Origin of the sequence: Exiguobacterium sp. s130, from assembly GCF_018619055.1 — a bacterium.
Taxonomy (GTDB): Bacteria; Bacillota; Bacilli; order Exiguobacteriales; family Exiguobacteriaceae; genus Exiguobacterium_A.
In genome coordinates this window covers 142,163-165,777 of sequence record NZ_JACSNI010000004.1, presented here as the reverse complement: position 1 = coordinate 165,777, position 23,615 = coordinate 142,163, and the positions used below count along the sequence as shown (strand labels likewise).

At 47.1% G+C, this 23,615-nt stretch carries 24 protein-coding genes; 17 read left to right on the top strand and 7 right to left on the bottom strand.

All coding sequences use genetic code 11. The annotated features are described in order from the left end of the window. Positions 1-302 precede the first annotated feature (302 nt). The 10 genes from HZS85_RS11895 (at position 303) to HZS85_RS11850 (ending at position 12,019) form a co-directional block, all read left to right on the top strand. Positions 303-2,003: a glycoside hydrolase family 13 protein gene (locus tag HZS85_RS11895; RefSeq protein ID WP_251137969.1), complete on the top strand. Its 1,701-nt coding sequence runs from the start codon at positions 303-305 to the stop codon at positions 2,001-2,003. A gap of 504 nt (positions 2,004-2,507) precedes the next feature. Further along, positions 2,508-2,930: a YwiB family protein gene (locus tag HZS85_RS11890; RefSeq protein WP_231496909.1), complete on the top strand. Its 423-nt coding sequence runs from the start codon at positions 2,508-2,510 to the stop codon at positions 2,928-2,930. Next, positions 2,920-3,339 carry a hypothetical protein gene (locus HZS85_RS11885; RefSeq protein ID WP_050677289.1) on the top strand — a complete coding sequence of 140 codons (420 nt, stop codon included), beginning with the start codon at positions 2,920-2,922 and terminating at the stop codon, positions 3,337-3,339. Before HZS85_RS11890 ends, HZS85_RS11885 begins: the two co-directional genes overlap by 11 nt. Positions 3,340-3,394: 55 nt before the next feature. Then, positions 3,395-3,832 carry an NUDIX hydrolase gene (locus tag HZS85_RS11880; protein ID WP_056064029.1) on the top strand — a complete coding sequence of 146 codons (438 nt, stop codon included), beginning with the start codon at positions 3,395-3,397 and terminating at the stop codon, positions 3,830-3,832. A 268-nt stretch (positions 3,833-4,100) separates the two neighbouring features. Continuing rightward, complete coding sequence (locus tag HZS85_RS11875; protein WP_214856194.1) at positions 4,101-6,236, top strand: (Fe-S)-binding protein; 2,136 nt, start codon at positions 4,101-4,103, stop codon at positions 6,234-6,236. 154 nt (positions 6,237-6,390) lie between these two features. Then, positions 6,391-6,759, top strand: coding sequence for a MerR family transcriptional regulator (locus HZS85_RS16895; RefSeq protein ID WP_035411297.1), 369 nt, complete (start codon positions 6,391-6,393; stop codon positions 6,757-6,759). Between the two features lie 36 nt (positions 6,760-6,795). After that, positions 6,796-8,118 (top strand): hemolysin family protein, encoded by a 1,323-nt coding sequence (locus HZS85_RS11865; protein ID WP_214856193.1) that lies wholly within the window; start codon positions 6,796-6,798, stop codon positions 8,116-8,118. 178 nt (positions 8,119-8,296) lie between these two features. After that, positions 8,297-9,973, top strand: coding sequence for a LytS/YhcK type 5TM receptor domain-containing protein (locus HZS85_RS11860; protein WP_214856192.1), 1,677 nt, complete (start codon positions 8,297-8,299; stop codon positions 9,971-9,973). Positions 9,974-10,062: 89 nt separating this feature from the next. Further along, positions 10,063-11,094 carry an aldose epimerase family protein gene (locus tag HZS85_RS11855; protein ID WP_251137968.1) on the top strand — a complete coding sequence of 344 codons (1,032 nt, stop codon included), beginning with the start codon at positions 10,063-10,065 and terminating at the stop codon, positions 11,092-11,094. Between the two features lie 70 nt (positions 11,095-11,164). Further along, positions 11,165-12,019 carry a DegV family protein gene (locus tag HZS85_RS11850; protein ID WP_058265493.1) on the top strand — a complete coding sequence of 285 codons (855 nt, stop codon included), beginning with the start codon at positions 11,165-11,167 and terminating at the stop codon, positions 12,017-12,019. A gap of 53 nt (positions 12,020-12,072) precedes the next feature. Here HZS85_RS11850 and crcB (HZS85_RS11845) read toward each other — a convergent pair whose 3' ends face one another. Next, a complete protein-coding gene (gene crcB / locus HZS85_RS11845; protein WP_214729638.1) occupies positions 12,073-12,423 on the bottom strand; it encodes a fluoride efflux transporter CrcB in 351 nt (116 codons plus the stop codon). Continuing rightward, positions 12,424-12,822, bottom strand: a complete 399-nt coding sequence (gene crcB / locus HZS85_RS11840) for a fluoride efflux transporter CrcB (RefSeq protein ID WP_214856191.1) — start codon at positions 12,820-12,822, stop codon at positions 12,424-12,426. A 155-nt stretch (positions 12,823-12,977) separates the two neighbouring features. On the opposite strand from crcB (HZS85_RS11840), the gene HZS85_RS11835 reads away from it, so the two are divergent. The 3 genes from HZS85_RS11835 (at position 12,978) to HZS85_RS11825 (ending at position 16,248) form a co-directional block, all read left to right on the top strand. Continuing rightward, complete coding sequence (locus HZS85_RS11835) at positions 12,978-14,447, top strand: methyl-accepting chemotaxis protein (RefSeq protein ID WP_214856190.1); 1,470 nt, start codon at positions 12,978-12,980, stop codon at positions 14,445-14,447. A 112-nt stretch (positions 14,448-14,559) separates the two neighbouring features. Further along, positions 14,560-15,495: an NADP-dependent oxidoreductase gene (locus tag HZS85_RS11830; protein WP_214856188.1), complete on the top strand. Its 936-nt coding sequence runs from the start codon at positions 14,560-14,562 to the stop codon at positions 15,493-15,495. Positions 15,496-15,663: 168 nt separating this feature from the next. Beyond that, positions 15,664-16,248 carry a DUF4352 domain-containing protein gene (locus HZS85_RS11825; RefSeq protein WP_214856186.1) on the top strand — a complete coding sequence of 195 codons (585 nt, stop codon included), beginning with the start codon at positions 15,664-15,666 and terminating at the stop codon, positions 16,246-16,248. A gap of 259 nt (positions 16,249-16,507) precedes the next feature. On the opposite strand, the gene HZS85_RS11820 is transcribed toward HZS85_RS11825, so the two are convergent. Together HZS85_RS11820 and HZS85_RS11815 are read right to left on the bottom strand one after the other, a co-directional pair. Beyond that, on the bottom strand, positions 16,508-17,290 hold the full coding sequence (locus tag HZS85_RS11820; RefSeq protein ID WP_214856184.1) for a nucleotidyltransferase domain-containing protein: 783 nt from the start codon (positions 17,288-17,290) through the stop codon (positions 16,508-16,510). A 104-nt stretch (positions 17,291-17,394) separates the two neighbouring features. Then, the gene (locus HZS85_RS11815; protein ID WP_058265500.1) at positions 17,395-17,745 is read right to left on the bottom strand and encodes a winged helix-turn-helix transcriptional regulator; all 351 of its coding nucleotides are present in this window, start codon (positions 17,743-17,745) and stop codon (positions 17,395-17,397) included. A 121-nt stretch (positions 17,746-17,866) separates the two neighbouring features. On the opposite strand from HZS85_RS11815, the gene HZS85_RS11810 reads away from it, so the two are divergent. Continuing rightward, the gene (locus tag HZS85_RS11810; protein ID WP_214856182.1) at positions 17,867-18,715 is read left to right on the top strand and encodes a VOC family protein; all 849 of its coding nucleotides are present in this window, start codon (positions 17,867-17,869) and stop codon (positions 18,713-18,715) included. Between the two features lie 48 nt (positions 18,716-18,763). Here the strand turns inward: HZS85_RS11810 and HZS85_RS11805 are convergent, their stop codons facing one another. Further along, on the bottom strand, positions 18,764-19,549 hold the full coding sequence (locus HZS85_RS11805) for an NUDIX domain-containing protein (protein WP_214856180.1): 786 nt from the start codon (positions 19,547-19,549) through the stop codon (positions 18,764-18,766). A gap of 272 nt (positions 19,550-19,821) precedes the next feature. Here HZS85_RS11805 and HZS85_RS11800 point away from each other — a divergent pair, with 272 nt between their 5' ends. The 3 genes from HZS85_RS11800 (at position 19,822) to HZS85_RS11790 (ending at position 22,523) form a co-directional block, all read left to right on the top strand. Then, positions 19,822-20,403, top strand: coding sequence for a DedA family protein (locus HZS85_RS11800; RefSeq protein WP_214856178.1), 582 nt, complete (start codon positions 19,822-19,824; stop codon positions 20,401-20,403). A 274-nt stretch (positions 20,404-20,677) separates the two neighbouring features. Further along, positions 20,678-22,045 carry a PepSY-associated TM helix domain-containing protein gene (locus HZS85_RS11795; protein WP_214856176.1) on the top strand — a complete coding sequence of 456 codons (1,368 nt, stop codon included), beginning with the start codon at positions 20,678-20,680 and terminating at the stop codon, positions 22,043-22,045. Beyond that, positions 22,038-22,523, top strand: coding sequence for a FixH family protein (locus tag HZS85_RS11790; RefSeq protein ID WP_214856174.1), 486 nt, complete (start codon positions 22,038-22,040; stop codon positions 22,521-22,523). The genes HZS85_RS11795 and HZS85_RS11790 overlap by 8 nt, the downstream gene beginning before the upstream one ends. A 57-nt stretch (positions 22,524-22,580) precedes the next feature. Here HZS85_RS11790 and HZS85_RS11785 read toward each other — a convergent pair whose 3' ends face one another. After that, the gene (locus tag HZS85_RS11785) at positions 22,581-22,799 is read right to left on the bottom strand and encodes a hypothetical protein (RefSeq protein WP_214856172.1); all 219 of its coding nucleotides are present in this window, start codon (positions 22,797-22,799) and stop codon (positions 22,581-22,583) included. Between the two features lie 26 nt (positions 22,800-22,825). After that, on the bottom strand, positions 22,826-23,584 hold the full coding sequence (locus tag HZS85_RS11780) for an MSCRAMM family adhesin SdrC (RefSeq protein WP_214856171.1): 759 nt from the start codon (positions 23,582-23,584) through the stop codon (positions 22,826-22,828). Positions 23,585-23,615 lie beyond the last annotated feature (31 nt).

Sequence of the window (23,615 nt, the reverse complement as noted above, 5' to 3'; positions counted from 1 at the left end):
CGAATAAAAAAAGATTCACTTCGAAAAGGAAAGGTTATGCAAAAAGGTAGAAATCGACCGATAAACAGTGTAGGATTATTCAGTAAATGTAATGTAAATTCAACTGAAATATTCGATGTAAACGAAGAGTGGTCCCCATTGATGTGAAATGGTGAAATCATCCTCGAGACATTGACTTTAAAAGTGGATTTGATAAGATAAAAGTAAAGGGTTTGCGCAATCGGTTGCGCAAAACAAAATGAAGGACTAACAAATATACCAAACTCCTACTAATGACTCACCTACGAGAGGATTTCTAACACATGACACAAATGATACCGCGCCCTGAGACGGCCCAACAAACAATTACACGAGCTTGGTGGAAAGAAGCAGTAGCATACCAAATCTATCCACGCAGCTTTTATGACGCAAATAACGATGGAATCGGCGATATTCCGGGTATCATCGCAAAACTGGATTACTTGAAGGATCTTGGCGTCGACGTTTTATGGATTTGTCCGATGTTCAAGTCACCGAACGATGATAACGGATATGATATCAGTGACTATGAAGACATTATGGATGAGTTCGGAACAATGGCAGACTTCGATCTCTTAATGGAAGAAGCGCATAAACGAGACATCAAAGTGTTACTTGATCTCGTCGTCAACCACACATCTGATGAACATCCATGGTTCCTTGAATCGCGTTCGTCAAAAGACAACGAGAAACGCGATTGGTACATCTGGAAAGATGCGATCAATGGAGGAGAACCGAACAACTGGGAAAGTATCTTCGGTGGATCAGCATGGGAATATGACGAGAAGACGGAGCAATACTTCCTGCACGTCTTCTCCCGTCGTCAGCCAGACTTGAACTGGCAAAACCGCGATATGCGTCAAGCGGTCTATACAATGATCAACTGGTGGCTCGATAAAGGCATCGATGGTTTCCGAATCGATGCGATCAGTCACATCAACAAGGATCAATCCTTCGCCGATCTCCCGAACCCGCTCGGTATGCCGTATGTCCCTTCATTCGATATGCATATGAACGTCGAAGGTATCCATGCGTATCTTGAAGAGCTAAAGGATGAGACATTCTCGAAATACGACATCATGACTGTCGGAGAAGCAAACGGCGTCTCGCCGGAAGAAGCAGATCTATGGGTCGGAGAAGAGAACGGCAAGATGAACATGGTATTCCAGTTCGAACACATGGATCTCTGGCGTGCCGACGCGGAAAAAGGCGTCGACGTCGTCAAACTGAAACAAGTGCTGACGAAGTGGCAAAAAGGACTTGAAGCGACCGGTTGGAATGCGTTGTACCTCGAAAACCACGATAAGGTTCGTTCGGTCTCCCTTTGGGGTGACGAGGAACAGTACTGGAAAGAGAGCGCGAAGTCGCTTGCGATGATGTATTTCTTCATGCAAGGCACACCGTTCATCTATCAAGGTCAGGAAATCGGGATGACGAACGTTCAGTTTCCGGACATCTCGGATTATGATGACGTCGCGACGAAAAACATGTATGAGATGCAACTCGCTTCTGGGAAGACACATGAGGAAATCATGGAAGTCATCTGGAACTCGTCCCGCGATAACTCACGCACACCGATGCAATGGACGAATGAGCAAAATGGTGGCTTCTCGAATCAATCCCCATGGTTCGGTGTTAACCCGAACTACGCGGATATCAATGTCGCGTCACAAGAACAAGACGAAGACTCGATTTTGAACTTCTATAAACGAATGATTCAAATCCGTAAGATGGAAGAGACATTGATTTATGGTGCGTATGATCTCATCTTACCGGAAGATACGAGAGTCTATGCCTATACACGGACGCTTGGTGACGAACAGTTCTTGATCGTTACGAACTTAAAAGGCGAAACAGCAGAAATCGATACGGATATCATCTTGCATTCGGATAATATGTTGCTTGGCAACTATCCGACGATGCACCACGAAGGAACAGAACTGGAACTTCGTCCATTCGAAGCTCGTCTGTACCGTGTGCGCTAATATGTTTTGAACGGATTCGAAGTACATCGAATCTGTTTGAGACTGAAGATAAGTGCAATTGTTCTCTAACGAGAAGGATTGCGCTTTTTTTTGTTCGTCTCGCATCGTTTTCCTGGGACAAGCATCGCGCCGCTTCGCTTCGCTGCAGGGTCGCTCTTGCTTGTTTTTCCCTAGGAAGCGATGTCGAGTGAACAAAACGCTTTTCTGATTCTCCTTCCGGGTATAAAGAAAATGACACGTTACACGCCACTCCTACAGGAAAAAGCGCAATTTTACGCTGTCAGAGACAAACAAGACCCGTTTTCCTGCTCGAATGGAGCGGGAAAACTGGCTTGTGTCTCGCCTGAGGAAAGGGCGTGAAAAGGTGCGTCATTTTTTGAGTCAGTCCATTTGTCTACAATCTGGAACGGATTCGATGTACATCGAATCCGTTTTTTTGTTGCGCGTAAGCAGAAGATGCATCAGATGAAAAAATCGTGTACGCTAAACGATGAGGTGATAGAAGTGAAACCAGTAAAGTACTCGGTGTCATTACGACAGGTGACGACGATTGAAGATGGTCCGATGCGTGAATCGGTCGAACTTGAGGCGGACGGCACGTTGTTCGAAACAAAGGACGGTTTTGCCGTGAAATTCGTTCAACCGGATGAACAACCGATTGATACGACGATCAAATGGTCAAAAGACCAGATCGCCTTGAATCGCAAAGGTCCTGTTGCGATGCATCATGTTTTCATTTTAAAAGAGACGACAAAAAGCCAGTATGGCAGTCAGTTCGGTCAAATGTTGATGGAGACAGACACGGAGACGATTGAGATGAAACCGCAGCAGATGAAGTTTCGCTATACATTAAAAATGAATGGACAAGCAGTCGGTACGTATACGATTGATTTAACTTGGAAACGGAGTGAGACGAATGGCATTTGAACAAACAGTACGTCAAATGGAACAGATGTTGGAAGAGGAATGGTTCGAGTGGCTCGAGAACGATGAGCCGCGCTACAACGAATGGCGTGATCAACTCGAAGGACTCGCAGAGCAGGTCATCACGGAATACAATCCGAAGGTCGATCCGGAGTCAATCGATACGCTACTTTTAATCAATGAAGAATTACCTGTCTTATACGGTGAAGATACCGTCATGCTGTATACAGCGCTTTTGAAAGCACGTCAGGAAGACGACCAAGTATATGAGCGTTACTTGACGATCCTTGGTGCGTTCGCAGACGAACAGCATCCAGCGATCCGTGAAGTCGAAAAGTTAGTCGCAAAAAAGGATTATAAAAATGCCTTCGCACGTGCAGTCCGTCTGCCACAGTCGCTCGGTCTAGAATAAACAATCAGTGGACCATCTTGTATTAGACAAGATGGTCTTTTTAGGAGGAAGCGTCATGTATCCACTCTATCGAATCATCGTCGCGATCATCCGGAAGGGCGATCAACTGCTCATTGTCAACAATCAATCGGGTCAGGACAATCGGTGGAGCTTACCCGGTGGACAGATTGAAGCTGGGGAGACACTCGAGCAAGCACTTCGTCGTGAGGTTGCTGAAGAGACTGGCTTGGCAGTCACATCATCGTCGTTTGCCTTCTTGACGGAGAACTTCATGCCAACTTATCAAGCGCACAGTCTCGTCACTTATTTTGATTGCGAGGTGAGCGGAGTACTCGATCCGAATGATCCTGATGAAGAAATTAGCGAGACGAAGTGGATCAATCAAAGGGAGCTAACGGAGTACATCACAAGTGAGGATGTCCGTCTTCCGTTATATACATACTTAACAGAACAACACAAAGGTTATTATATGTTTGAAGAGATGAAGTGGTAAGCAAAAGAACGGATCATCCTTATGAAGGAATGTATCCGTTCTTTTTGCTTAGAATGTCCTATTAGACGAAGGAAATCTTGCTAAGCATGTCTATCGAACAATCGCACGTGACAATTTACTTTTAATAGATTCAACTCATTTTTTAAATCATATTGAGCCAATCAATCGAAAGAGAATTTATTTAAAAATTTATGAATGAATAGCCATTCATTATATGCTATACTCATTTCAACACAACTGCTTTAGGGGGAAAGGGGTTTGTTCGAACATGAATACATTTTTAATCATCAACTGGATTGCCTTCCTACTCGTCATCGGTTATGCAGGCTATCTGTTCACATCACTTGTCAAAAGTCGTTACGCCGCCATTAAACGGGGGAAAAAGGCGGAATGGACGCTGACGAATAAAGAACGACTAGACGCAGTTTTAGTTAACGTCTTTGGTCAAAAGAAACTATTAAAAGATAAGAAAAGTGGCGCCATCCACGTCATGATGTTCTATGGATTCTTACTCGTTCAATTCGGAGCGATTGATTTTATCTGGAAAGGACTTGCCGTCGGTCAGCGTTTTCCGCATGTCCCGCTCGGTCCACTTTATCCATTTTTTACATTCTTTCAAGAAATCGTCATGCTCGTCATCTTGATTGCCGTCGTCTGGGGTTTTTATCGCCGGTATGTCGAGAAGCTCGTCCGTCTGAAGCGAAATTTCTTAGCAGGTCTTGCCTTGATCTTCATCGGTGGCTTGATGGTTGCCGTCCTCTTCGGAAACGGATTCTTCCTTGTCTATGAGAACCACTCGACGCTCGGTGAACCCGTCGCTTCAAGCATTGCGTTCTTATTCGGCTGGGTACCGGAATCGGTCGCTTTCGGATTATTCGTCTTCTTCTGGTGGGCGCATCTTTTGTTCTTACTTAGCTTCATGGTCTACATCCCACAAGGTAAGCATGCGCACTTGATTGCCGGTACAGCAAACGTCTGGCTCGGTCGGACATCGAAGGTTGGTCGTTTGGCACCGATTGATCTATCCGTCATGGAAGAAGCAGAAGACGACGAAGCGGAATTCAGCTTCGGGGTCAATCGGATTGAAGATTTCAATCAAAAGCAACTCGTTGATCTATATGCCTGCGTCGAGTGCGGTCGCTGTACGAACATGTGCCCAGCAAGCGGAACTGGGAAGATGTTGTCACCGATGGATTTGATCGTTAAATTACGGGACCATCTTAATATGAAAACGGCAGCCATCACACAACGTTCACCATGGGCACCTGCTTTTGCGTTCGAAGGATCGCAAGGAAATCAGATTGCCTCGCTCGCAGCAGCCGGGCAGATGGATATCGTCCCGGATTCATTGATTGGGAACGTCATTACGGAAGAAGAAATTTGGGCGTGTACGACGTGCCGAAACTGTGAGGATCAGTGTCCGGTCATGAACGAACATGTTGATAAAATCATCGACCTTCGTCGCCATCTCGTCATGATGGAAGGCAAGATGGATCCGGAAATGCAGCGGACGATGGCAAACATCGAACGTCAAGGTAATCCATGGGGGATGAACCGAAAAGAGCGCGAAAACTGGCGGAAAAACCGTGATGAACTCGTCGTTCCGACAGCGAAAGAAAAGAAGAAAGCAGGCGAAGAGTTCGAGTACCTGTTCTGGGTCGGGGCGATGGGATCGTACGATAACCGGAGTCAAAAAATCGCGATGGCGTTTGCCCGTATTCTGAACGAGGCAGATATCTCGTTTGCGATTCTCGGAAACGATGAGAAGAACTCAGGCGATACACCACGTCGAATCGGTAACGAAGTCTTGTTCCAAGAACTCGCGGAAGCAAACATCAAATCATTTGAGAAGTATGGCGTCAAAAAGATCGTCACGATTGATCCGCATGCCTACAATACATTCAAAAATGAGTACCCAGACTTCGGACTCAGTCTGGATGTCGAAGTCTATCATCATACCGAATTGCTCGCTCGTCTGATTGATGAGAAACGCATTACACCGTTACATGAAGTCAAAGAGCGGGTCGTCTATCACGATTCGTGTTACCTCGGTCGATACAATGATATTTACGACGCACCGCGTTATATTCTCGAGAAGATTCCAGGCATCACACTCGTCGAGACAGAACGTAACCGAGAAAAAGGCATGTGTTGTGGTGCTGGTGGCGGCATGATGTGGCAAGAAGAAAAAGTTGGTGCACGTGTCAACGTCGCGCGGACGGAACAATTGTTGACCGTCCAACCATCCGTCATCGGGTCAGCATGTCCGTACTGTTTGACGATGCTTAGTGACGGTACGAAGGCGAAGGAAGTGGATGAAGCGGTCGCCACGTATGATGTCGTCGAATTATTAGAACGGTCGATCGTTGGTATAGCGGTCGAAGAGCCAATTGCCACCGTTTAAAATTAGAAGTGTATAAACGATTATTCTCGTATCAACGGGAGTAATCGTTTTTTTATTAAAAGCATGACGTTTTACTGTACGGTTTTGACATGATAAAATAAAAGGACTAACTATGGAAAGGAGGTGAGAATCTTTTGGGAAGGCGTTACTTCGAATCGGTCAGGTCGCGGAGACCACCGGCTTATCAAAACGAACGATCGATTATTACACATCACTCGGTCTCTTAACATCAGAGCGTACTGCATCGGGTTACCGTTTGTATGACGAATCTGTCATTCATCAAATCGAAAAGATTGAATATTTGAAGTCTCAACGGCTTTCCCTGCAAGAGATTCTTGCTTCTTTTACGGAACGAGAACAAAAAACAGGAGAGACGATTTATCAGGAAGTACAACAATTACAGACGACGGTTGAAGGACTCGAGCAACGTTTGTTGCAGTCGACGGAAGTCGAAAAACAAGCGATTCGCTTAGAACTGTCCCGACGTCTGACATTGATTGCTTCTCTGATTGCACAGCTTTAATACAAAACAATGGAGGTGACCCCTGTTTAGGGGATTTTGGATACTATATTATTCATCAATTTATTTTTAGTGGTGTTGTTGATCGTGTTGACGGCGTTCTTCGTCGGATCGGAATTCGCTGTCGTCAAAGTGCGGATGTCGCGTTTGGATCAGATGATCCAGGAAGGCAATAAAAGTGCGGTCCTTGCGAAAAAAATCGCCGGTGATCTTGATTATTACTTGTCTGCCTGTCAGCTCGGTATTACCGTCACAGCACTTGGTCTCGGGGCACTTGGAGAACCGACAGTCGAAAAGATCTTGCATCCGGTCTTCGATGACTTCGGGATCTCTGCTGCTGTTTCGACACTCTTGTCGTTTGGTATCGCATTTGTATCCGTAACGTTCTTACACGTCGTCATCGGCGAACTTGCTCCGAAGACACTCGCGATTCAGTATGCAGAACGCATGACATTGTTATTTGCTCGTCCGCTGTATGTGTTCGGGAAGATCATGTATCCGTTCATCTGGTTACTCAACGGTTCAGCACGCCTGTTCCTTGGTCTGTTCGGTGTCAAACCAGCAGGACATGAACAAGCCCACTCAGAAGATGAATTAAAAATCATCATGGCACAAAGTTTCCAAAGTGGTGAAATCAATCAGACAGAACTTGCTCTCATGCAGAACGTCTTCGCCTTTGACGAGCATATTGTCAAAGACTTAATGGTTCCACGGATGCGGATGGAGACGATCTCGGAACGTTTGACGAAGAACGAACTGATGGAAATCTTCATGGACAATCCGTATACGCGTTATCCGGTCACAGAAGAGAACGATAAAGACCGGATTCTTGGATACGTCAACGTCAAGGAAGTCTTGACGGATTTTGCGAACGGGAACGAACATCCGGTGACACATTACGTCAAGGAACTACCGGTCGTCTCCGAAGTAACATCACTTCAGGACACATTGCGGAAGATGAAACGGACCCGGACACATCTCGTACTCGTCGTCGATGAATATGGTGGAACAGCAGGACTCGTCTCGATGGAAGACTTACTCGAAGAAATCGTCGGCGAAATCCGTGATGAATTCGATGCAGATGAAGTCGAAGAAATCGAACAAATCAAATCCGACGAATTTTTACTGGACGGTACTGTATTACTCGTGGATTTAGAAGAACGTTTCAACATTCGATTTACGAACGTCGAGGATGTGGATACGATCGGCGGCTGGATTCAGATGCACAACATTGATCTTCAGCCCGGTGAGCACATCGATACACCAGATTTTTCGGTTGAAGTAACGGAGATGGAGAACTATCAAATCAATCGCGTCAAGATTTGGTTGCATCCAGCTGAACAAGTAGAAGCAGAAGGATAAGATGGTCGGTTCCTCATCGAGGAGCCGATTTTTTTATATCACATCAGTCAAAAAATCAAGAACTTGCGGATTGTGTGAACTTTCAGCGGTCATGATAGGAGAATGGTGGAGTGAGCGGGAATGTAATCTACAACTACCGTATTGTCGATTCGCGTCCTATGAAACGAGGAGGTATTCCGTGCTTGATCAGATTCCATTCTTACTGAGTCGTTTAGGTATGTTAGCACTGTTAGCCTTTCTATTGTCCCAGTGGCGCATTTCTCGATACATATTCAAGATGGACCGCGGGATGAATGTACCACTTCTTTTAGCATTCGTATCATCTGGTATTTTAATGAACTATGCGGGAATCGTGCTTTCGAATGATACAACGATCGATCCGTTACTCGGGTTATCCGTCAAAAAGGATGCTTTATTACTTGATACACGTTTAGCAGTCATCGTGACGAGTGGTCTGATCGGTGGACCAATCGTCGGTGGGATCACAGGATGTCTAGTCGGGTTGCACCGCTATTTACTCGGTTCTCTAGGGGCAGAAGCAGGTTGGATCATTGCGATGATAGCTGGGCTCGTGAGTGGATGGTACCGGAAACGTTGGCGCTTACGGGATGACTATGCCTTGATTCCACCAGTCGGCATCGTCTTAGTCGCATTGTTCTTTGAAAGTGGAATCACGTTGTTGCTGGCTCCAGACACGACGCAGGCGCTTGATTTAATCAGTCATGCGGTGTTTCCGCTATTATTTGCGAACACATGTGGTGTCATACTGTTTATCATGATTTTACGAACGCAACTTCGACTCGAAGGTGATCTCTTCGTCCGACAAACGGAGCGTTCTGATCGGTTATTACAAGCGTTGCAACCCTTACGAAAGCAGGGGTTGACGTCAGAAGTCGCCCGACAAATCGGAGCGACATTATTAAAGGAGACGAAAATGCAACGTGTCGTCTTGCTCGGAGCGACGGAAGTCGTCATCGATATGACGGAACAGCAACCTGCTGTCTGTGGCGAACAACCGAGACGTGAGGAACAACAATGGATCGAGGCAGAAGAACCCGTCCGACAGGAAGATGAACTGACGGGACAGATTCTAAGCTTTCATCCAATACGCATCAACGGTCAAAAGGCGGGTGTCATCTGTTATTTCTCGAAAGATCTATTTGACGATACGGTCGAGCGAATGACGGAACAACTTGTCCGTTTATTAGCGCGAGAGTTATACATGCACCGAGAAGAGCAGTTGCTCCGATTAAGCGGTAGAAAGATGAAACCTATGTTACACGTCAGTTATCTCAAAGGCATCATCGAAGAAATTCAGCGGACAGCCGATCCCGGAACTCCTGTAAAACATCAACTGAATGCGTTGCTTCAACTTTTGACGACAGCGACGCGGCACGATGAACATCCACTGCGTGAGGAACTAGCGACGCTAAAAGCTTATCTATCGCTCGAAGGTACACGCCGCCGTCCGAATCAATTGACATCCGCTGATATCACGGTCGATCTCGACATCGAGACTTCCGTTGAGGAATACTTCGTTTTCCCGTTCCTAGTGACACAGCTTGTCGATAATGCACTACGTCACGCGTTCGTAAAGGCAGGACGGCATCACCGGATTGATGTCCGCGCCTTTAAGTCGACGACGGGTTGGGTCATCGAAGTCGCAGACAATGGGCAAGGAATGCCGTTTGCTGTGATGCAACAACTGGATCAAAAAGAATCAGGTGATTCGAATCTGTTCTTGATTCGACGCGCACTGGAGGTGACATATGGTCCGGCTGCGTCACTACGCGTCTATTCCATTATCCATCAAGGAACACGAATCGAAGTCCGGCTACCTTTTCCATCGCCTTGACGACAGTGGCACTTTGCTACTGTTGTTTTTTTGTGTTGCTTCAAGGGTAAATAGGAAAACAGCAAAACGTATTGTACAGGAGGAAGCAGATGATGATTACGACAACAGAAGTGGGTCAACTAGAAGATCAGTACTTGTTACGGTTCACGTTAGAGAATGTTCATGGACATAGTGTCGATATCTTGAACCGAGGCGCAAAAATTCTTGCGATACGGGTTCCAGATCAGCAAGGGATGATTGAAAACGTCGTACTCGCATTTGATGACCTGTCAGAATACCAGGATGATCCACACCATTTAGGCGCAACGATCGGACGTGTCGGAGGACGAATCGCGAACGGAGCGTTCGCGCTCGAAGGAATGACGTATGTACTTGAACAAAATGAAGGCGAGCATCATCTTCACGGGGGAAGCGAGAATTGGGCGAACCGGATGTTCACGCACGAAATCAACGATGACCGACTTGTCCTACGATTAGATAGTCCGAATGGAGAGAACGGCTACCCAGGTCACTTATCGTTTGAGTTGACCTTCGAATGGACAGACGAGAACGTCCTGCATGTTCATTATGAAGCGGAGACGACGGCCTCGACACCGTTCAGTCCGACGAATCATACGTACTTCAATTTGACGGGTGAGGCGAAGACGACAATCGAACAGCACGTCCTGCGAATGGACGCCCCTTTTTATATTCCGTTGACGAAAGATGCCGTACCGACCGGTGACATTCTCCCGGTAACAGACACCGTTTTTGATTTTCTCGATGCCCGTTTTCTACATGAAGTCACACACGCACCAGACGAACAACTTCGTCAAGCGGGTAGCGGGGTGGATCATCCCTTCCTGCTTAGAGAAGGTGGGGAAATCGTTCTTGACGAACCAATCAGCGGGCGGCGGTTACGGGTCGTAACCGACCAACCGGGGGTCGTCGTCTACACGGCCAATCACTTGTCAGGCGAGTTCACGATTTGTGGAAGACGGGCAACGCCGTACCTGGGCATCTGTTTTGAGACACAAGGGCTGCCGGATGCGATCAATCAACCAGATTTCCCTTCCGTCGTCTTGCGTGCCGGTGAGCACTATCATAAGCGTACATCGTTTCATTTTCAGATGATGTCATGAGGTATCTTGCGATTTCCACTCCTGTATATGGTAGGATAGAGCAAGAAGAATCTAACGGAGGCTAAGGAAAATGACTAAAATTGCATGGGTGACTGATAGTATGGCCTATTTCACGAAGGAAGAGGCGGAAGCGATCGGCGTCAATGTCGTGCCGATTCAAATTTTACTTGGTGATACGGCGTATCAAGAGAATGCCATTACGGTCGAGCGTCTGTTTCGTGCCCTGGATGCGGACAAAAAGCTGATTGCAAAAACTTCACAACCGATCTTTGGGGAGTTCGTTGGAACATATGAACGTCTGAAAGAAGAAGGCTATGACTGTGCCATTGCAGTGCACTGTACGAATGGGCTCTCAAGTACCGTCCAAAGTTCAGCATCAGCAGCGGAAGCAGCCAGTTTCCCGGTTCATATCATCGACTCGCATACAGCGTTTGAGAACCAACAAGAGTTCATTCGTTACGGGATGGAGCTCGCGGCACAGGGGAAATCCGTCGAGGAAATCGTCGCAGCCTTACAAGCGTTGACGAAAAAGACCCATTTCTATATGATCGTCGGTAATATGGAAACGATGCGCCGGGGTGGACGTGTCTCATCCGGTGACTTGTTCCTTGCGAACCTACTCAGCATCAAACCGATCATCACGACGGATGAAGCAGGAAAAATCGTACCATTCAAAAAAGCACGTTCTTTAAAGAAAGCTTACATCGAAATGGTTAAACAAATCGATGAATCGATGCGTCAGCACACGTTCTATAAGAACCGGATTTATGTCGCGACGACGATGGCACCGGAAATGGCAGCGGAACTGCGGCAGCAAGTCGCAGCGAAGTTCCCGGATTTGACGATTCTCGAGGGCACGTTCGGACCAGCAATCGGGACGCATGCCGGAGCAGAGACGGTTGGTCTATTCTGGATGAATGATTAAATTAAAACGGATACGACAAGAGGCGACGGATTTTCCGTCGCCTCTTGTTTTGTTCAAGCTGTAAGTGTGATTCCAAGGAAAGCTGCAAGAATTCCGAAACCGTAGCTTGAGATGAGATAGAGGGTAAGTACTTTACGATTTCCGTCCTGAAATAACTGCAACGTCTCGATTTTGAACGTTGAGAACGTTGTAAATGATCCAAGGAAACCGGTACCTAAGAGTAACGTCCATGTCGTATCCAGATGCGCACCGATGACGAGACCAAGCAAAAACGAACCGATTACGTTAATCAGGAACGTCGCTAGTGGAAATTCATGTTTCCAAAACGTCTTCATCCATTGACTGACAGCAAAGCGACTGATAGCACCACAAAAAGCACCGATGGCGAGGGCGAGTAATGTCATTCAGTCACGTCCTTTCGTCACGTAACGCAGTCGTCTTGTCCCAAGAGCGTAACCGAGATAAGACAGGAACAGACCACCAAATAAGCTGACGAGCACGTAGAGAAGCGCATCCGCTAGATGACGTTCGTTGAGTAACGTCACGGTCTCGACGCTAAATGTCGAAAACGTCGTAAATGAGCCGATGAAGCCTGTTCCGATGGCAGTGATCACATATTGATGCAAGAGTTTCGTTCGAAATAAAAAATGTGTCGCATAGCCGAGCAGAAAGCTACCGATCAAGTTGATCGCAAGCGTGGGCCACGGGAAAGGACCGACTGTAAAGTCGCCAATCAGCAGTCCGAGTCCATAACGTGCAAAGGCACCGAGAATACCTGCGAGACCTACGAGTACATAGAGCATAGGAATCCTCTTTTCTAAAAAAAAGTCTACGTTAAACGTACTCCCGCTCTCAAGAAAGCGTCAAGAAAAAAAGTCATCCGAGGAACTTAACGATTGAATTCATTCTGCCGATGAACAATTGTATGAGTTTACTATGATGAAGGAGTTTGAACAAGATGGTATCTGCCCTCGAGCAACAAAGTACAAAGATTTTGTCCCGCCTGATTGCAACGTTGATTACGATTGCGCACCCATTGATTTTCTTATTTGCCCAAATGAATTACGTTCCGATCAGTGTGTTTTATCAATTTTTAGTCGGTGGTCTGATCTTGACGGTCGCGTTGCTTGTCGGCAACCGCCTCCTCGGACATCGTCCGAGCGGGAAATATGTTCAAGTGACATTAACGTATCTCGTCCTCGCCTTGGTTTTGACGACATTACCGTCCCCAAGTATCTGGACGATTGCTTACCTTTATTTGACGATTTCAATCGTCTATTTGATTCCGCGTCTGGTCATTCTCGCCGGAATCCTTGGATTGGTTGAAATGGCAGTATTCACAGTGCTTGGAACGATTGTCTTTACGAATACGTTCGATTTGATCGTCGCGTACGTCATTTACTTGATGATTTTCTCAGCGGCTGTCTTCGTTGCTGTTTTTGGACGGAACATCATGCTAACCGTCCGAAAAGAACAAGAACGGTCGGAAGCATACGCAACAACATCACAAATTGCCCTGAAACAAACGGCAGCAACCGCAACGGAAGTGACGACGTTCACAGAAGAAATGAGTGAAACGGTCGACGCGGCGAAGGATTCGTTCAGTCAGGTCGATTTAGCGATGCAACAGTTAGCAAGTGAAGCAGCAGGTAGCGTTCAAGCGATTCGTGAAATCCGTCAATTGAACGAACAACAAGTCAATCGGATGGAGGAAGTGACGGTATCGGTCGACCGTGCCCTCAAGCGAAGCTCCTCATCACGGACGACAGCTGAACAAAGCAGACAGACGATCGGTCTTGCTGGACAATCCCTGCACCAATTAACGACGAGCATGGATGAGTCGGTCACGTCGTTCGGACAGCTTGCTGGGCGTTTCCAGGAAATCGTCGCTATCACGTCGACTATTAATGCGATTGCGACGCAAACGAACCTGCTTAGTCTTAACGCGTCGATCGAAGCGGCTCGTGCGGGCGAGTTCGGAAAAGGTTTTACGGTCGTTGCGCAAGAAATTCGTAATCTATCATCACAGACGGCAGAAGCGTCGAAGGAAATCAATTCGATCATCGAACGTGTTGAGCAGGACGTTACGCAAACCGGAAACTCGATTCATGCGAGCACAACACTGCTACGTGAACAAGAAGAACGGATGGCAGAGAGTCAATTGGCGCTACAGACGATTGAGACGGATACAACGGAAGTCGTTGGTTCGATCCAGTCGGCGCAGACTCAGTTCGCGACGATGACAAGTAGTCTTACTGCTATCACGACAGCAACCAGTCAACTCGACACGTTCATGAATGCCTTGCTCGCGCAAAGTGAGTCATTATCAGGTCTGACACGTCATCAAGTCGGACAGATCATGGAACTGCAACAGGCGATTCATGCCTTGAACGAGACGGCGTCCACCCTTCAGCAAACGAATCGTTAACGAAACAGCTCCTCATTGATCAGTGAGGAGCTGTTGTCTATCCTCAGACTGTTTGTTGGTGGAACGGACGGGGAAGAAGATAGGGAATGATTATCGAAGGAGGAGTCAACGGATGAAAGCAGCTTACATTGAACAGTATGGTGGATCGGAACAATTTAAGATCGGAGAACTGGAAAAGCCGGTCATCGGACCAGATGATGTTTTAATTGAAGTCTATGCCGCGAGCGTAAATCCGGTCGACTGGAAGTTACGAGAGGGGTACTTGCGTCAGATGCTGAGCTACGAAATGCCGCTCGTTATCGGTTGGGACGTTGCAGGAGTGATTCAGGAAGTCGGAGAAAACGTCTCGGATCTTCAAGTCGGGGACGCCGTCTTCAGTCGTCCAGAAATCGCTCGTCAAGGGACCTATGCGGAGTATGTCGCAGTTGATGCGCATTTAGTTGTGAAAAAACCAGAATCGCTCAGTTTCGCAGAAGCAGCGTCCCTTCCGCTCGTCTCGCATACAGCGTGGCAGGTCATGTTCGAAGTGATGGATGCGAAGCCAGGTGATCGGATCTTTATTGGTGCCGGATCAGGGGGCGTCGGAACGGTTGCGATCCAACTTGCGAAAGCGAACGGGTTGTACGTCATCACGTCAACAAGTACGAAAAATGTCGACTGGGTAAAATCGCTTGGAGCCGACGAAGTCATCGACTACAAACAAGAAAATCCAGCCGACCGTGTCCGGGACGTCGATTTTGTATTCGATACGATGGGCGGAGACAAGCAAGGGGAGCTCTATCAGATGCTGAAACCAAATGGCATGCTTGTTTCGATTTCCACACCACCCGATGAAGAGCAAGCGAAACAACACAATGCCCGTTCGGCCTATGTCTTCATGCAACCGACCGGTGAGCGTTTGCAACATATCGCTAAAGCCGTCGAGCGAGGCGAATTGCAGCCTGTCGTCGATCGAATCTTTGATCTCGACCAGATCAAGGAAGCACACGATTATGGCGAAGAAGGGCATGCGAAAGGAAAAATCGTCATCCGGGTCAAAGGAGAATAAGGAGAAAAGAGCGCTGAAATCAGCGTTCTTTTTTGTGTCCTGTCAATCTATTTTTCATACCTAAAACAAAAAATAACCTGGTTAAAAAAGTGTGAAGGTTAAAGGGTTGCTTCTTCCTATACTAGAGCTATCAGACGTGAGTCAGCCAAATTAAAAGGAGGAAGTAACATGAAAAAAGGATTGAAGTGGGCAGGAATCATCGTAATCGGAGCAGTTATTCTCGGAAATTTAGGGGATGATGAAGAACAAGCAGCACCGGAGAAAAAAGTAGAAGTTCAACAAGAAGCAGTTCAATCAGAAGCAAAACCAGTGAAAGCAAAGGCAGCCGCAAAGCCGGTCAAGAAAACGTACGGGATTAATGATAAGGTGAAAGTCGGTAAACTGACGTACGTCGTCAATGACGTCAAGATGGTCGATACGCTATCGAATGTCCTTGGCGAGAAGAAGACATCAGGACAATTCTTGGTCATCGGTCTGACGATTCTAAACGGAGATAAGGAAGAGCGCTTCGTCGACAGCAACATGTTTAAAGTTAACGTCGGCGATACGGAATACTCAGCCGATACGGAGCTTGATCTTTATGCGAATGAAGACGGAATGGGCTTCTTATTGGAGACGATCAACCCGAATATCAAGAAAACTGGCAACATCGTCTTCGAATTACCGAAACAGGTGAAAAATCCGATGCTTGAAGTCTCGTCTGGCTTTGGCTGGGCAGGTGGACAATCAAAAGAGATTCAATTGACACAGTAATGAGTGACCATAGAAGAGACTCAATAAAAGAATGACGCGTCTTTTCACGCCCTTTCCTCAGGCGAGACACAAGCCAGTTTTCCTGCTTCATTTAAGCAGGAAAGCGGGTCTTGTTTGTCTCTCACAGCGCATAAATGCGCTTTTCCTGTAGGAGTGGCGTGAAACGCGTCATTCTTTTTGTTACGAGATAAGGGTGGCAGATCATCATTCTGCCACCCTTATCTTTGTGGAAACTGATTTTTGAGTCAGCCCCTTCTTGTTACCGTCCTGATTGTTGGATCGAGAGTTCAGGCGTTAATCGATCGAGTAAAGCAAGCGTCTCCGGATGAGCGGCAAGCGTCTGGTCGAGTGCGTTCCGTTCAGTCTCTAGACACGCTAGATAACGTTGAGCCGCTTCAGCGTGCGTTGCGGGTGTCAAAACGTCATAGATTGCTTCAAGCGCAAAGCGTGGATGGTCTGGCAATGTCGTCGGAATCGTCTTTAATCCGAGTTGCGCTCGTTCAGGAACATGATGATGGAGTAATACTTTTGCGAACTTGATCAAGGCGCTACGGAGCATCTCGACTGCCCATAAGTCATTTCCCCGTGCTGCTGCTTTTTTATATTGGAACAAGAACCAGACAGCATCGATTGCTTCATCGGTCGCTTCTTGAGCAGAAAGCGTTAAGTCACATGTATCGGTAAAGTCCGTCAACTGTTCTTGTGGATCATACAAGACACGCAATTGATCCTTATGATTCAGCGAATCGAGCGTCACCGTAAACAAATCAATATGTAGCAGATCATCATAGACGACGATCATTTGTGGGGCGATGATATCAATCTCATCTTTCCAGATGATTGAACGATAGGCAGAAAGGTGGGACAAACGACGCGATAAGAATTTTGTTTGACGTTCTTCTGAGACGAGACAGTACAGATCGATGTCTGAATGAACATCTTCTTCTCCCCGCCCGAAGGATCCTTTCAAGAAGATGGCTTCGACTGCAGGATCTTGTTTGAGTCGAGCAACGAGTTGCTCGATCGCATGAAGTTGATGCATGAGGACTCATTCCTTTCCGAAAAACAGAAGTCTATTACGTCAGTATACGTGATAATAGACAGGTTTTTCCATGAAAAATAAGAAATCGCATCGAAATGGATTTCTCATTGAGAAGCGGAAGCGAGTTTTTCTTTCTGTTCAAGATGAAGGACATGTTGTTCCCCCCATGCATTGATGGCGTCAAGAACTGGAATGAGTGTCCGACCATAATCCGTCAGTGAGTATTCGACGCGGGGTGGGACTTCTTGATAAATCTCGCGATGGACGATATCGTTCAGTTCGAGTTCACGCAGTTGAGCCGTCAGCATCTTTTGCGTAATGTTCGGCAATTGTCGTTTCAATTCACTGAAGCGAAGCGTTCCGTGTGTGATTAAGACGAGTAAAATCGACGGCTTCCATTTTCCGGTCAAGATTTCGAGCGCTGTTTCGACCCGACAGCTTGGTGTCTCTTCCATCAGTCTTCCTCCTTCATGGTATCGTTTAGGATACTATACCACTTATTCGTGCCTACTTCCGCTTCGATCGCTTCCGCGTAATAATAGGGGTACGAGCTATTTCATTGAAGGAGGAAACACCATGTCGATTCATCCACAAATCACACTCGGTCCCGTTCGCTTGCGAATCACGGACCTCGATCGTTCGATTTCATTTTATACAACGTCACTCGGATTACGCGTGCTGACGCAAACCGATCAGTTGACGGTGCTTGGTGCACAAGATACACCACTCGTTGAACTTGAAGTCCACCCGAATGCCCGCCGTTTCCCACCGAACTCGGTCGCCGGGTTATACCATTTTGCGATTTTGCTACCGAACCGAAAAGAACTCGGCTTCGTTATCCGGAATTTGATCGAACAAGGAATCGAGATTGGTCAAGGTGACCATCTCGTCAGTGAAGCGTTTTATCTGTCGGATCCAGACGGGAATGGGATCGAAATTTATGCCGATCGTCCACGTGAGACCTGGACGTACGAAGCAAACGGAGACGTCAAGATGACGACGGATCCCGTCGATTGGCAAAGCATGCTCGTCGAAGCGGGAGAAGAAGACTGGTACGGCATGCCAAGCGATACGGTCATGGGACATGTCCATTTCCACGTCAAGACACTCGAAGCGGCGCGGGCCTTTTATGTCGACACGCTCGGCTTTGAGGTTGCGGCTGACGCTTCGCGGATGCGTGCGTTGTTCGTCGCTGCCGGCGGCTACCATCATCATATCGGTCTGAACGTCTGGTCGGGAGTCAACGCACCGACGAATCCGGAAGATGCGGTCGGACTTGTCTACTGGACGCTGCGTTATCCGGATCAAGCGACGCTTCAAGCAGCCATCGAGACATTAAAGTCTTCTGCTTATACCGTTACAGATCAAGCAGATGCTGTCTATGTTACCGATGATGCCGGAATCACTGCTCGATTGACAACGTAACCGAAAAAATCCCCTTGCGGCGAAAAATCTGCAAGGGGATTTTTTGTTTTATCGTGAAGATGATGTTGCATTGCCGTCATACCGGCTGATCAACTCATACGGTCTGACTTTATATAAGGCATGCGGGAAGTAGTGCGGATCCATCGCGTCAAGCGTCCGTAACTGGAAATGCTCCCGTTTGATGTATTCACTCAGCGAGTCACGTGTCAGCGGGAAGAAGCCGACATCCGTCGTTTCACCTTCTTGTGTCGCAAGTTCACCGCCAACCGCTTTTCCGCGGAAGCAGACACAAAGGACATGACTTGAGACATTTTGATAGATACCGGTAATTCCGTCAATCGTGACATCGACACCGGTCTCTTCTTTAACTTCCCGTTTGATCGCGTCAATAATCGACTCGTGATTTTCGACTTGTCCACCCGGCATCTCATACGTATCACCCCGGTGGAGGTTGCGGACGAGCAAGACTTCATCGGCATCGTTCGTGATGTACGCGGTCACGCTGACGATCGCGCGAGGGGGAGCATACGTACCAGTCGACGTCATGAAATCTTCATAGGATTTGATATAGAGGTTTTTGCCGAGGCGCGCGCGCTTCTTCATCGCTTCGCGACGTAAGGCACTGTTGCGGACATCACGATCGACTTGTTCGTAATGTTCACGGTCGCGGTATTCCCAGATAGCGATGACTTCATCTTCTGCCTCCGTCACCCAGCGCCCAACAAGACGGGCACCATGACTGACTTGAAGCGGGTACAAATAGGTATGGAAAAACTCAGTGAATTCTTCTAGGCGTTCGGGACGAATCGTATAGGTCTTCCGGCGATGTAGCATGGAAATTCCTCCTATCAGATGAGCGTTCAGATGTACGCTACACCCCTTCTCGAATGGATGGAGGAAACCCTTTTTTCTCGATGTGGGAAAAGGATTTTTTATGAAAAGGGGCTGAATCCATTCATATGACGTAACAGGCTTTCCGAAATCGATGACGATTTATTTTGCTCAAAAAAGTACAGCTAAAGAAGAACTTAAGAAATGGATAGGGCTCAACTTCAGAAAAATCGGGGATACTGAAAATAGAGAGAAATAGAAAGTAGGGATACGTGATGGATATCATGGCACTCGTCCGCCTGGCTGGCGGAATCATGTTCACCCCATTGTCGGACGATGTCTTGATGATGAGTTTTGCAGCACTTCGATTACGAGAGGGGATGTACCCGGTCGTCATCTGGCTGACCGCTTGGCCGATCTTCTTCATCGCCTTTACGTGGTTTTATCTACTTGCTCGGTTCTTCCGTGAGATTCCGCTCGTCAAACGCTGGATGAAATCACGTTTCTTAGAACGAGCAGAAACGATCATTGAACGACGGGGATTATGGGCAATCGGACTATCGTTCTTCTTACCCGGCGTCAGACACCCGATTCATTATGTCGCCGGACTCCTCGGTTATCCGTTACCGCGCTATTTAGTAATGACATTCTTAGCAGCAGGCGTGTATACAGGACTCTGGACTTTTTTGATAGTCCGGATCGGAGAAGCCGTGACGTGGTCGGAGCTATGGAACTGGCTCCAGGTGAATCCTGGTGTCATTGGATCAATCATCTTGATCCTCATTGGAGCAGCGGTCATCGGAATCGTCCATCATCATCGTCAAAAGCAAGCGTTAGAAGAAGAGTCCTCGATGTAAATCACATATAAAACGGCGAATCCGATAATGGATTCGCTTTTTAGGTTAAAGTTTGGTTTTATGAATAAGGATAGTTTTTTGAAATAAGAAGTAACCTGCAAAATAAGTGAAATCATTGTCAAAAAATGACGATAAACACTTCTTAAAAGACACCTGATTTACACACCGGATTGGCAATTTATCGTCACAGGTAGTTATCTGAAACTGGATTGTAAACTCTTATACTAAAAGGTGTTCACAGAGTGGACATATTTTCTGTCGAAGGAGGATACATATGAATCTCATGCAGACGGAAGAGACGGTCAAAAAAGCACTGACTTCTTCTGCTTACCGGACGATTTGGCGGTGGCACTTTTATGCTGGTATCATTTTTGCACCGTTCCTCGTCATGCTTGCCGTGACAGGGTCGATCTATCTATTTAAGCCGCAAATCGAAAACGTCCTGTATCAATCGTATTATGAAGTTACACCAAAAGCGGATCGCATCACGGCGACGGAACAAATCAATCGCGTCAAAGCGAAGTATCCGGACGCGCTCGTTACGTCATACCAACCGGGTGAATCGGACGATCGATCCAGTGAAGTGAACATCTCGTCACCTAAGATGTCGGCGACAGTCTTCGTCAATCCGTACTCCGGGAAAATCATCGGAACATTATCGGACGACGATCGAATCATGAACAAAATTGAAGAAATTCATGGAGAACTGATGGCAGGAACGACCGGTGACCGGATTGTCGAACTCGTTGCCTGTTGGGCAATCGTCTTGATCGTGACAGGATTATTCTTATGGTTCCCACGCAAGCAAAAGGGACTGTCAGGTGTTTTATTCCCGCGTCTTCGTCAAGGTAAGAAGTTATTCCGTCGTGATCTTCACGCGGTTCCTGCATTTTGGATTACAGCAGGAATGTTATTCCTCATCCTGACAGGTCTCCCATGGTCCGGTTTCTGGGGAACGAACTTCCAGTCACTCGTCACGAACCAAGGACTGGGCTATCCACCGTCCATCTGGGGTGGGGAGGCACCGACGTCAACGCTTCAAACGAAAGATATCGCAGAAGTCCCGTGGGCCGCTGAAACACTTGATGTCCCTCAGTCGAAAGTCGAAGGAGCCGTTCCGGCTTCGATCGATGACATCGTTGCGATCGGCAAGCAACAGGGAATGGACCCAAGCTTTAAAATCAGCATCCCGAGTGATCCGAGTGGAGTCTACACCCTGTCCGCGTATCCCGCAAAGGCACAGGATGAAGCAACGATCCATCTCGATCAATATTCCGGTGCCGTCCTCGCTGACTATCGCTATGATAATTATGGCGTCGTCGGGAAGATCGTCGCGACCGGAATCACGCTTCACAAAGGAACGGAATTCGGCTGGTTCAACCAATTGATCAGCCTATTGATTTGTCTTGGGATCATTCTCGTAGCAGTCAGTGGTTTCTATCTGTGGTTGAAGCGAAAACCAAGTAAGGGGATGGGGGCACCAAAAGGTCCGAAAGCATTCATGTTGAAAGGATTCCTCGCTGTGCTTGTTGTGCTGGGAATTGTCTTCCCACTTGTCGGACTCTCGTTGCTCGTCGTCTGGTTATTCGATTTCCTCGTCATTCGTCGTATTCCGAGTGTAAGGAGGTTCTTCAATGCGTAAATCGATGCAAACATTCGTGCTTGGTGGACTGCTCGTCATGATGACGAGTCTTGCCGGCTGCGCCGTTGATTCTGATGCGGCGGAGCAGTACGCAGTCGTTCATCCGTTATCGATCAAAATGAATATCCCAAAAGACGTACAACCGGACGCAAAGAAAAAGCAAACGTTCGAAGCGACGGTTTGGCGTGAAGCGAAACCGGCTCAAAAAGTCGACTATGTCCACTTCGAAATCTGGAAAGCAGACGGAACAGTCCGCTATAGTATGGAACCGGCAGAAGAGACGAAGCCGGGTGTCTACACGATTGCGAAGACATTACCGAAATCCGGCTTGTATTATGTCAAAGCGCATGCGAGCAGTGAAGGTGCGATGATCATGCCGACACGGCAATTCATCGTCGGAAAACTGTCGGCGCAGGATTTAAAAATCTTACAAGGTGGAGCAAAACCCGCTGGTGGAAGTAGCGGTCACCATCATTAATAGGAGTATGAAAAAAGAGAGAGCAGAATTTTCCGTTCTCTCTTTGTGTATTGAGGATCAATCATCATCACCGTGACCACCATGATCATCGCCATGATCATCGGAATCGTCATCGCCTTCATCCCCAGAATCATCCGATGCACCATCGTCATCCGCGTGTTCATCTTCCGATTCAAGCTCTTGTCCATTGTAGAACTTGACTTGGACTTGTAATGTTTTAATGTTTGGCAATTGAAGTGCCTGAGCTACGAACGTTAATAATTCCTCTTCCGTCATCGATGGCGTGACGAGAAGGCGGTCTTTTAACGTCGCGACATCAGTGATGCCAATCTCATCTTTAAAACGGAGTTCTTTCCGTTGGTGTTCATTACTGTAGCACCACTCGAACTTTTTTTGTTCGTATCCGTTACTTGGATCATGATCCGTTTGAGTTCTTGATTATTTTGAACGCCGTCTTGATCCGTGTCTTCCTGATCATCCCGTGTCCCATCATGATCGCTGTCTGCTTTTGTCGGATCAGAACCGAGCTCGAATTCGTCTTCATTCAAAAGTGTATCTTGATCGCGGTCCTCTTCGTTATCTTTGATGCCATCGCGATCTGAATCTTTTGTCAGTGGTTTCGTACCGACGATGAACTCTTCGCGTGTCGTTAATCGATCCTGATCTTGGTCTTCTTTATCATCGTAAATACCATCTTGATCAGAATCCTTTTTCAATGGATTCAGATGCGCTGTGTATTCTTGTTGATTCGTAAGGGAGTCGCGGTCCGAATCCTCTTTCCCATCCTTGATTCCATCACGATCGGAATCCGATTTGGTTGGGTTGAGACGAAGTTGATATTCCTGTGCATTCGTCAAACCGTCGCGATCGTGATCTTTTGTTGCGACGTGTTTGCCATATCCTAAATGATATTGTTTTTGCCAAGCGTCCGGAATACCATTTTTGTCTTGATCGACTTGCACGACAGGTTTCTTTTTCGATTTACTTTTTGTTTCGACTGGTCCAATTGCTTGTGAGACAACGAGAGAAGCCAGTACTGCGCCAATAAAAATCCGTTTCATAAGTCCACTCCTGTTCTGAATTAAAAAATAA

Coding starts and splice junctions, on each gene's coding strand:
- HZS85_RS11785 (WP_214856172.1), bottom strand. CDS start 22,799: ATGACGGAAGAGGAATTATTAACGTTCGTAGCTCAGGCACTTCAATTG.
- HZS85_RS11805 (WP_214856180.1), bottom strand. CDS start 19,549: ATGCTACATCGCCGGAAGACCTATACGATTCGTCCCGAACGCCTAGAA.
- HZS85_RS11825 (WP_214856186.1), top strand. CDS start 15,664: ATGAAAAAAGGATTGAAGTGGGCAGGAATCATCGTAATCGGAGCAGTT.
- HZS85_RS11885 (WP_050677289.1), top strand. CDS start 2,920: ATGGCATTTGAACAAACAGTACGTCAAATGGAACAGATGTTGGAAGAG.
- HZS85_RS11780 (WP_214856171.1), bottom strand. CDS start 23,584: ATGAAACGGATTTTTATTGGCGCAGTACTGGCTTCTCTCGTTGTCTCA.
- HZS85_RS11880 (WP_056064029.1), top strand. CDS start 3,395: ATGTATCCACTCTATCGAATCATCGTCGCGATCATCCGGAAGGGCGAT.
- HZS85_RS11810 (WP_214856182.1), top strand. CDS start 17,867: ATGTCGATTCATCCACAAATCACACTCGGTCCCGTTCGCTTGCGAATC.
- HZS85_RS11875 (WP_214856194.1), top strand. CDS start 4,101: ATGAATACATTTTTAATCATCAACTGGATTGCCTTCCTACTCGTCATC.
- HZS85_RS11815 (WP_058265500.1), bottom strand. CDS start 17,745: ATGGAAGAGACACCAAGCTGTCGGGTCGAAACAGCGCTCGAAATCTTG.
- HZS85_RS11790 (WP_214856174.1), top strand. CDS start 22,038: ATGCGTAAATCGATGCAAACATTCGTGCTTGGTGGACTGCTCGTCATG.
- crcB (WP_214729638.1), bottom strand. CDS start 12,423: ATGACATTACTCGCCCTCGCCATCGGTGCTTTTTGTGGTGCTATCAGT.
- HZS85_RS11795 (WP_214856176.1), top strand. CDS start 20,678: ATGAATCTCATGCAGACGGAAGAGACGGTCAAAAAAGCACTGACTTCT.
- crcB (WP_214856191.1), bottom strand. CDS start 12,822: ATGCTCTATGTACTCGTAGGTCTCGCAGGTATTCTCGGTGCCTTTGCA.
- HZS85_RS11800 (WP_214856178.1), top strand. CDS start 19,822: ATGGATATCATGGCACTCGTCCGCCTGGCTGGCGGAATCATGTTCACC.
- HZS85_RS11895 (WP_251137969.1), top strand. CDS start 303: ATGACACAAATGATACCGCGCCCTGAGACGGCCCAACAAACAATTACA.
- HZS85_RS11855 (WP_251137968.1), top strand. CDS start 10,063: ATGATGATTACGACAACAGAAGTGGGTCAACTAGAAGATCAGTACTTG.
- HZS85_RS11830 (WP_214856188.1), top strand. CDS start 14,560: ATGAAAGCAGCTTACATTGAACAGTATGGTGGATCGGAACAATTTAAG.
- HZS85_RS11850 (WP_058265493.1), top strand. CDS start 11,165: ATGACTAAAATTGCATGGGTGACTGATAGTATGGCCTATTTCACGAAG.
- HZS85_RS11835 (WP_214856190.1), top strand. CDS start 12,978: ATGGTATCTGCCCTCGAGCAACAAAGTACAAAGATTTTGTCCCGCCTG.
- HZS85_RS11820 (WP_214856184.1), bottom strand. CDS start 17,290: ATGCATCAACTTCATGCGATCGAGCAACTCGTTGCTCGACTCAAACAA.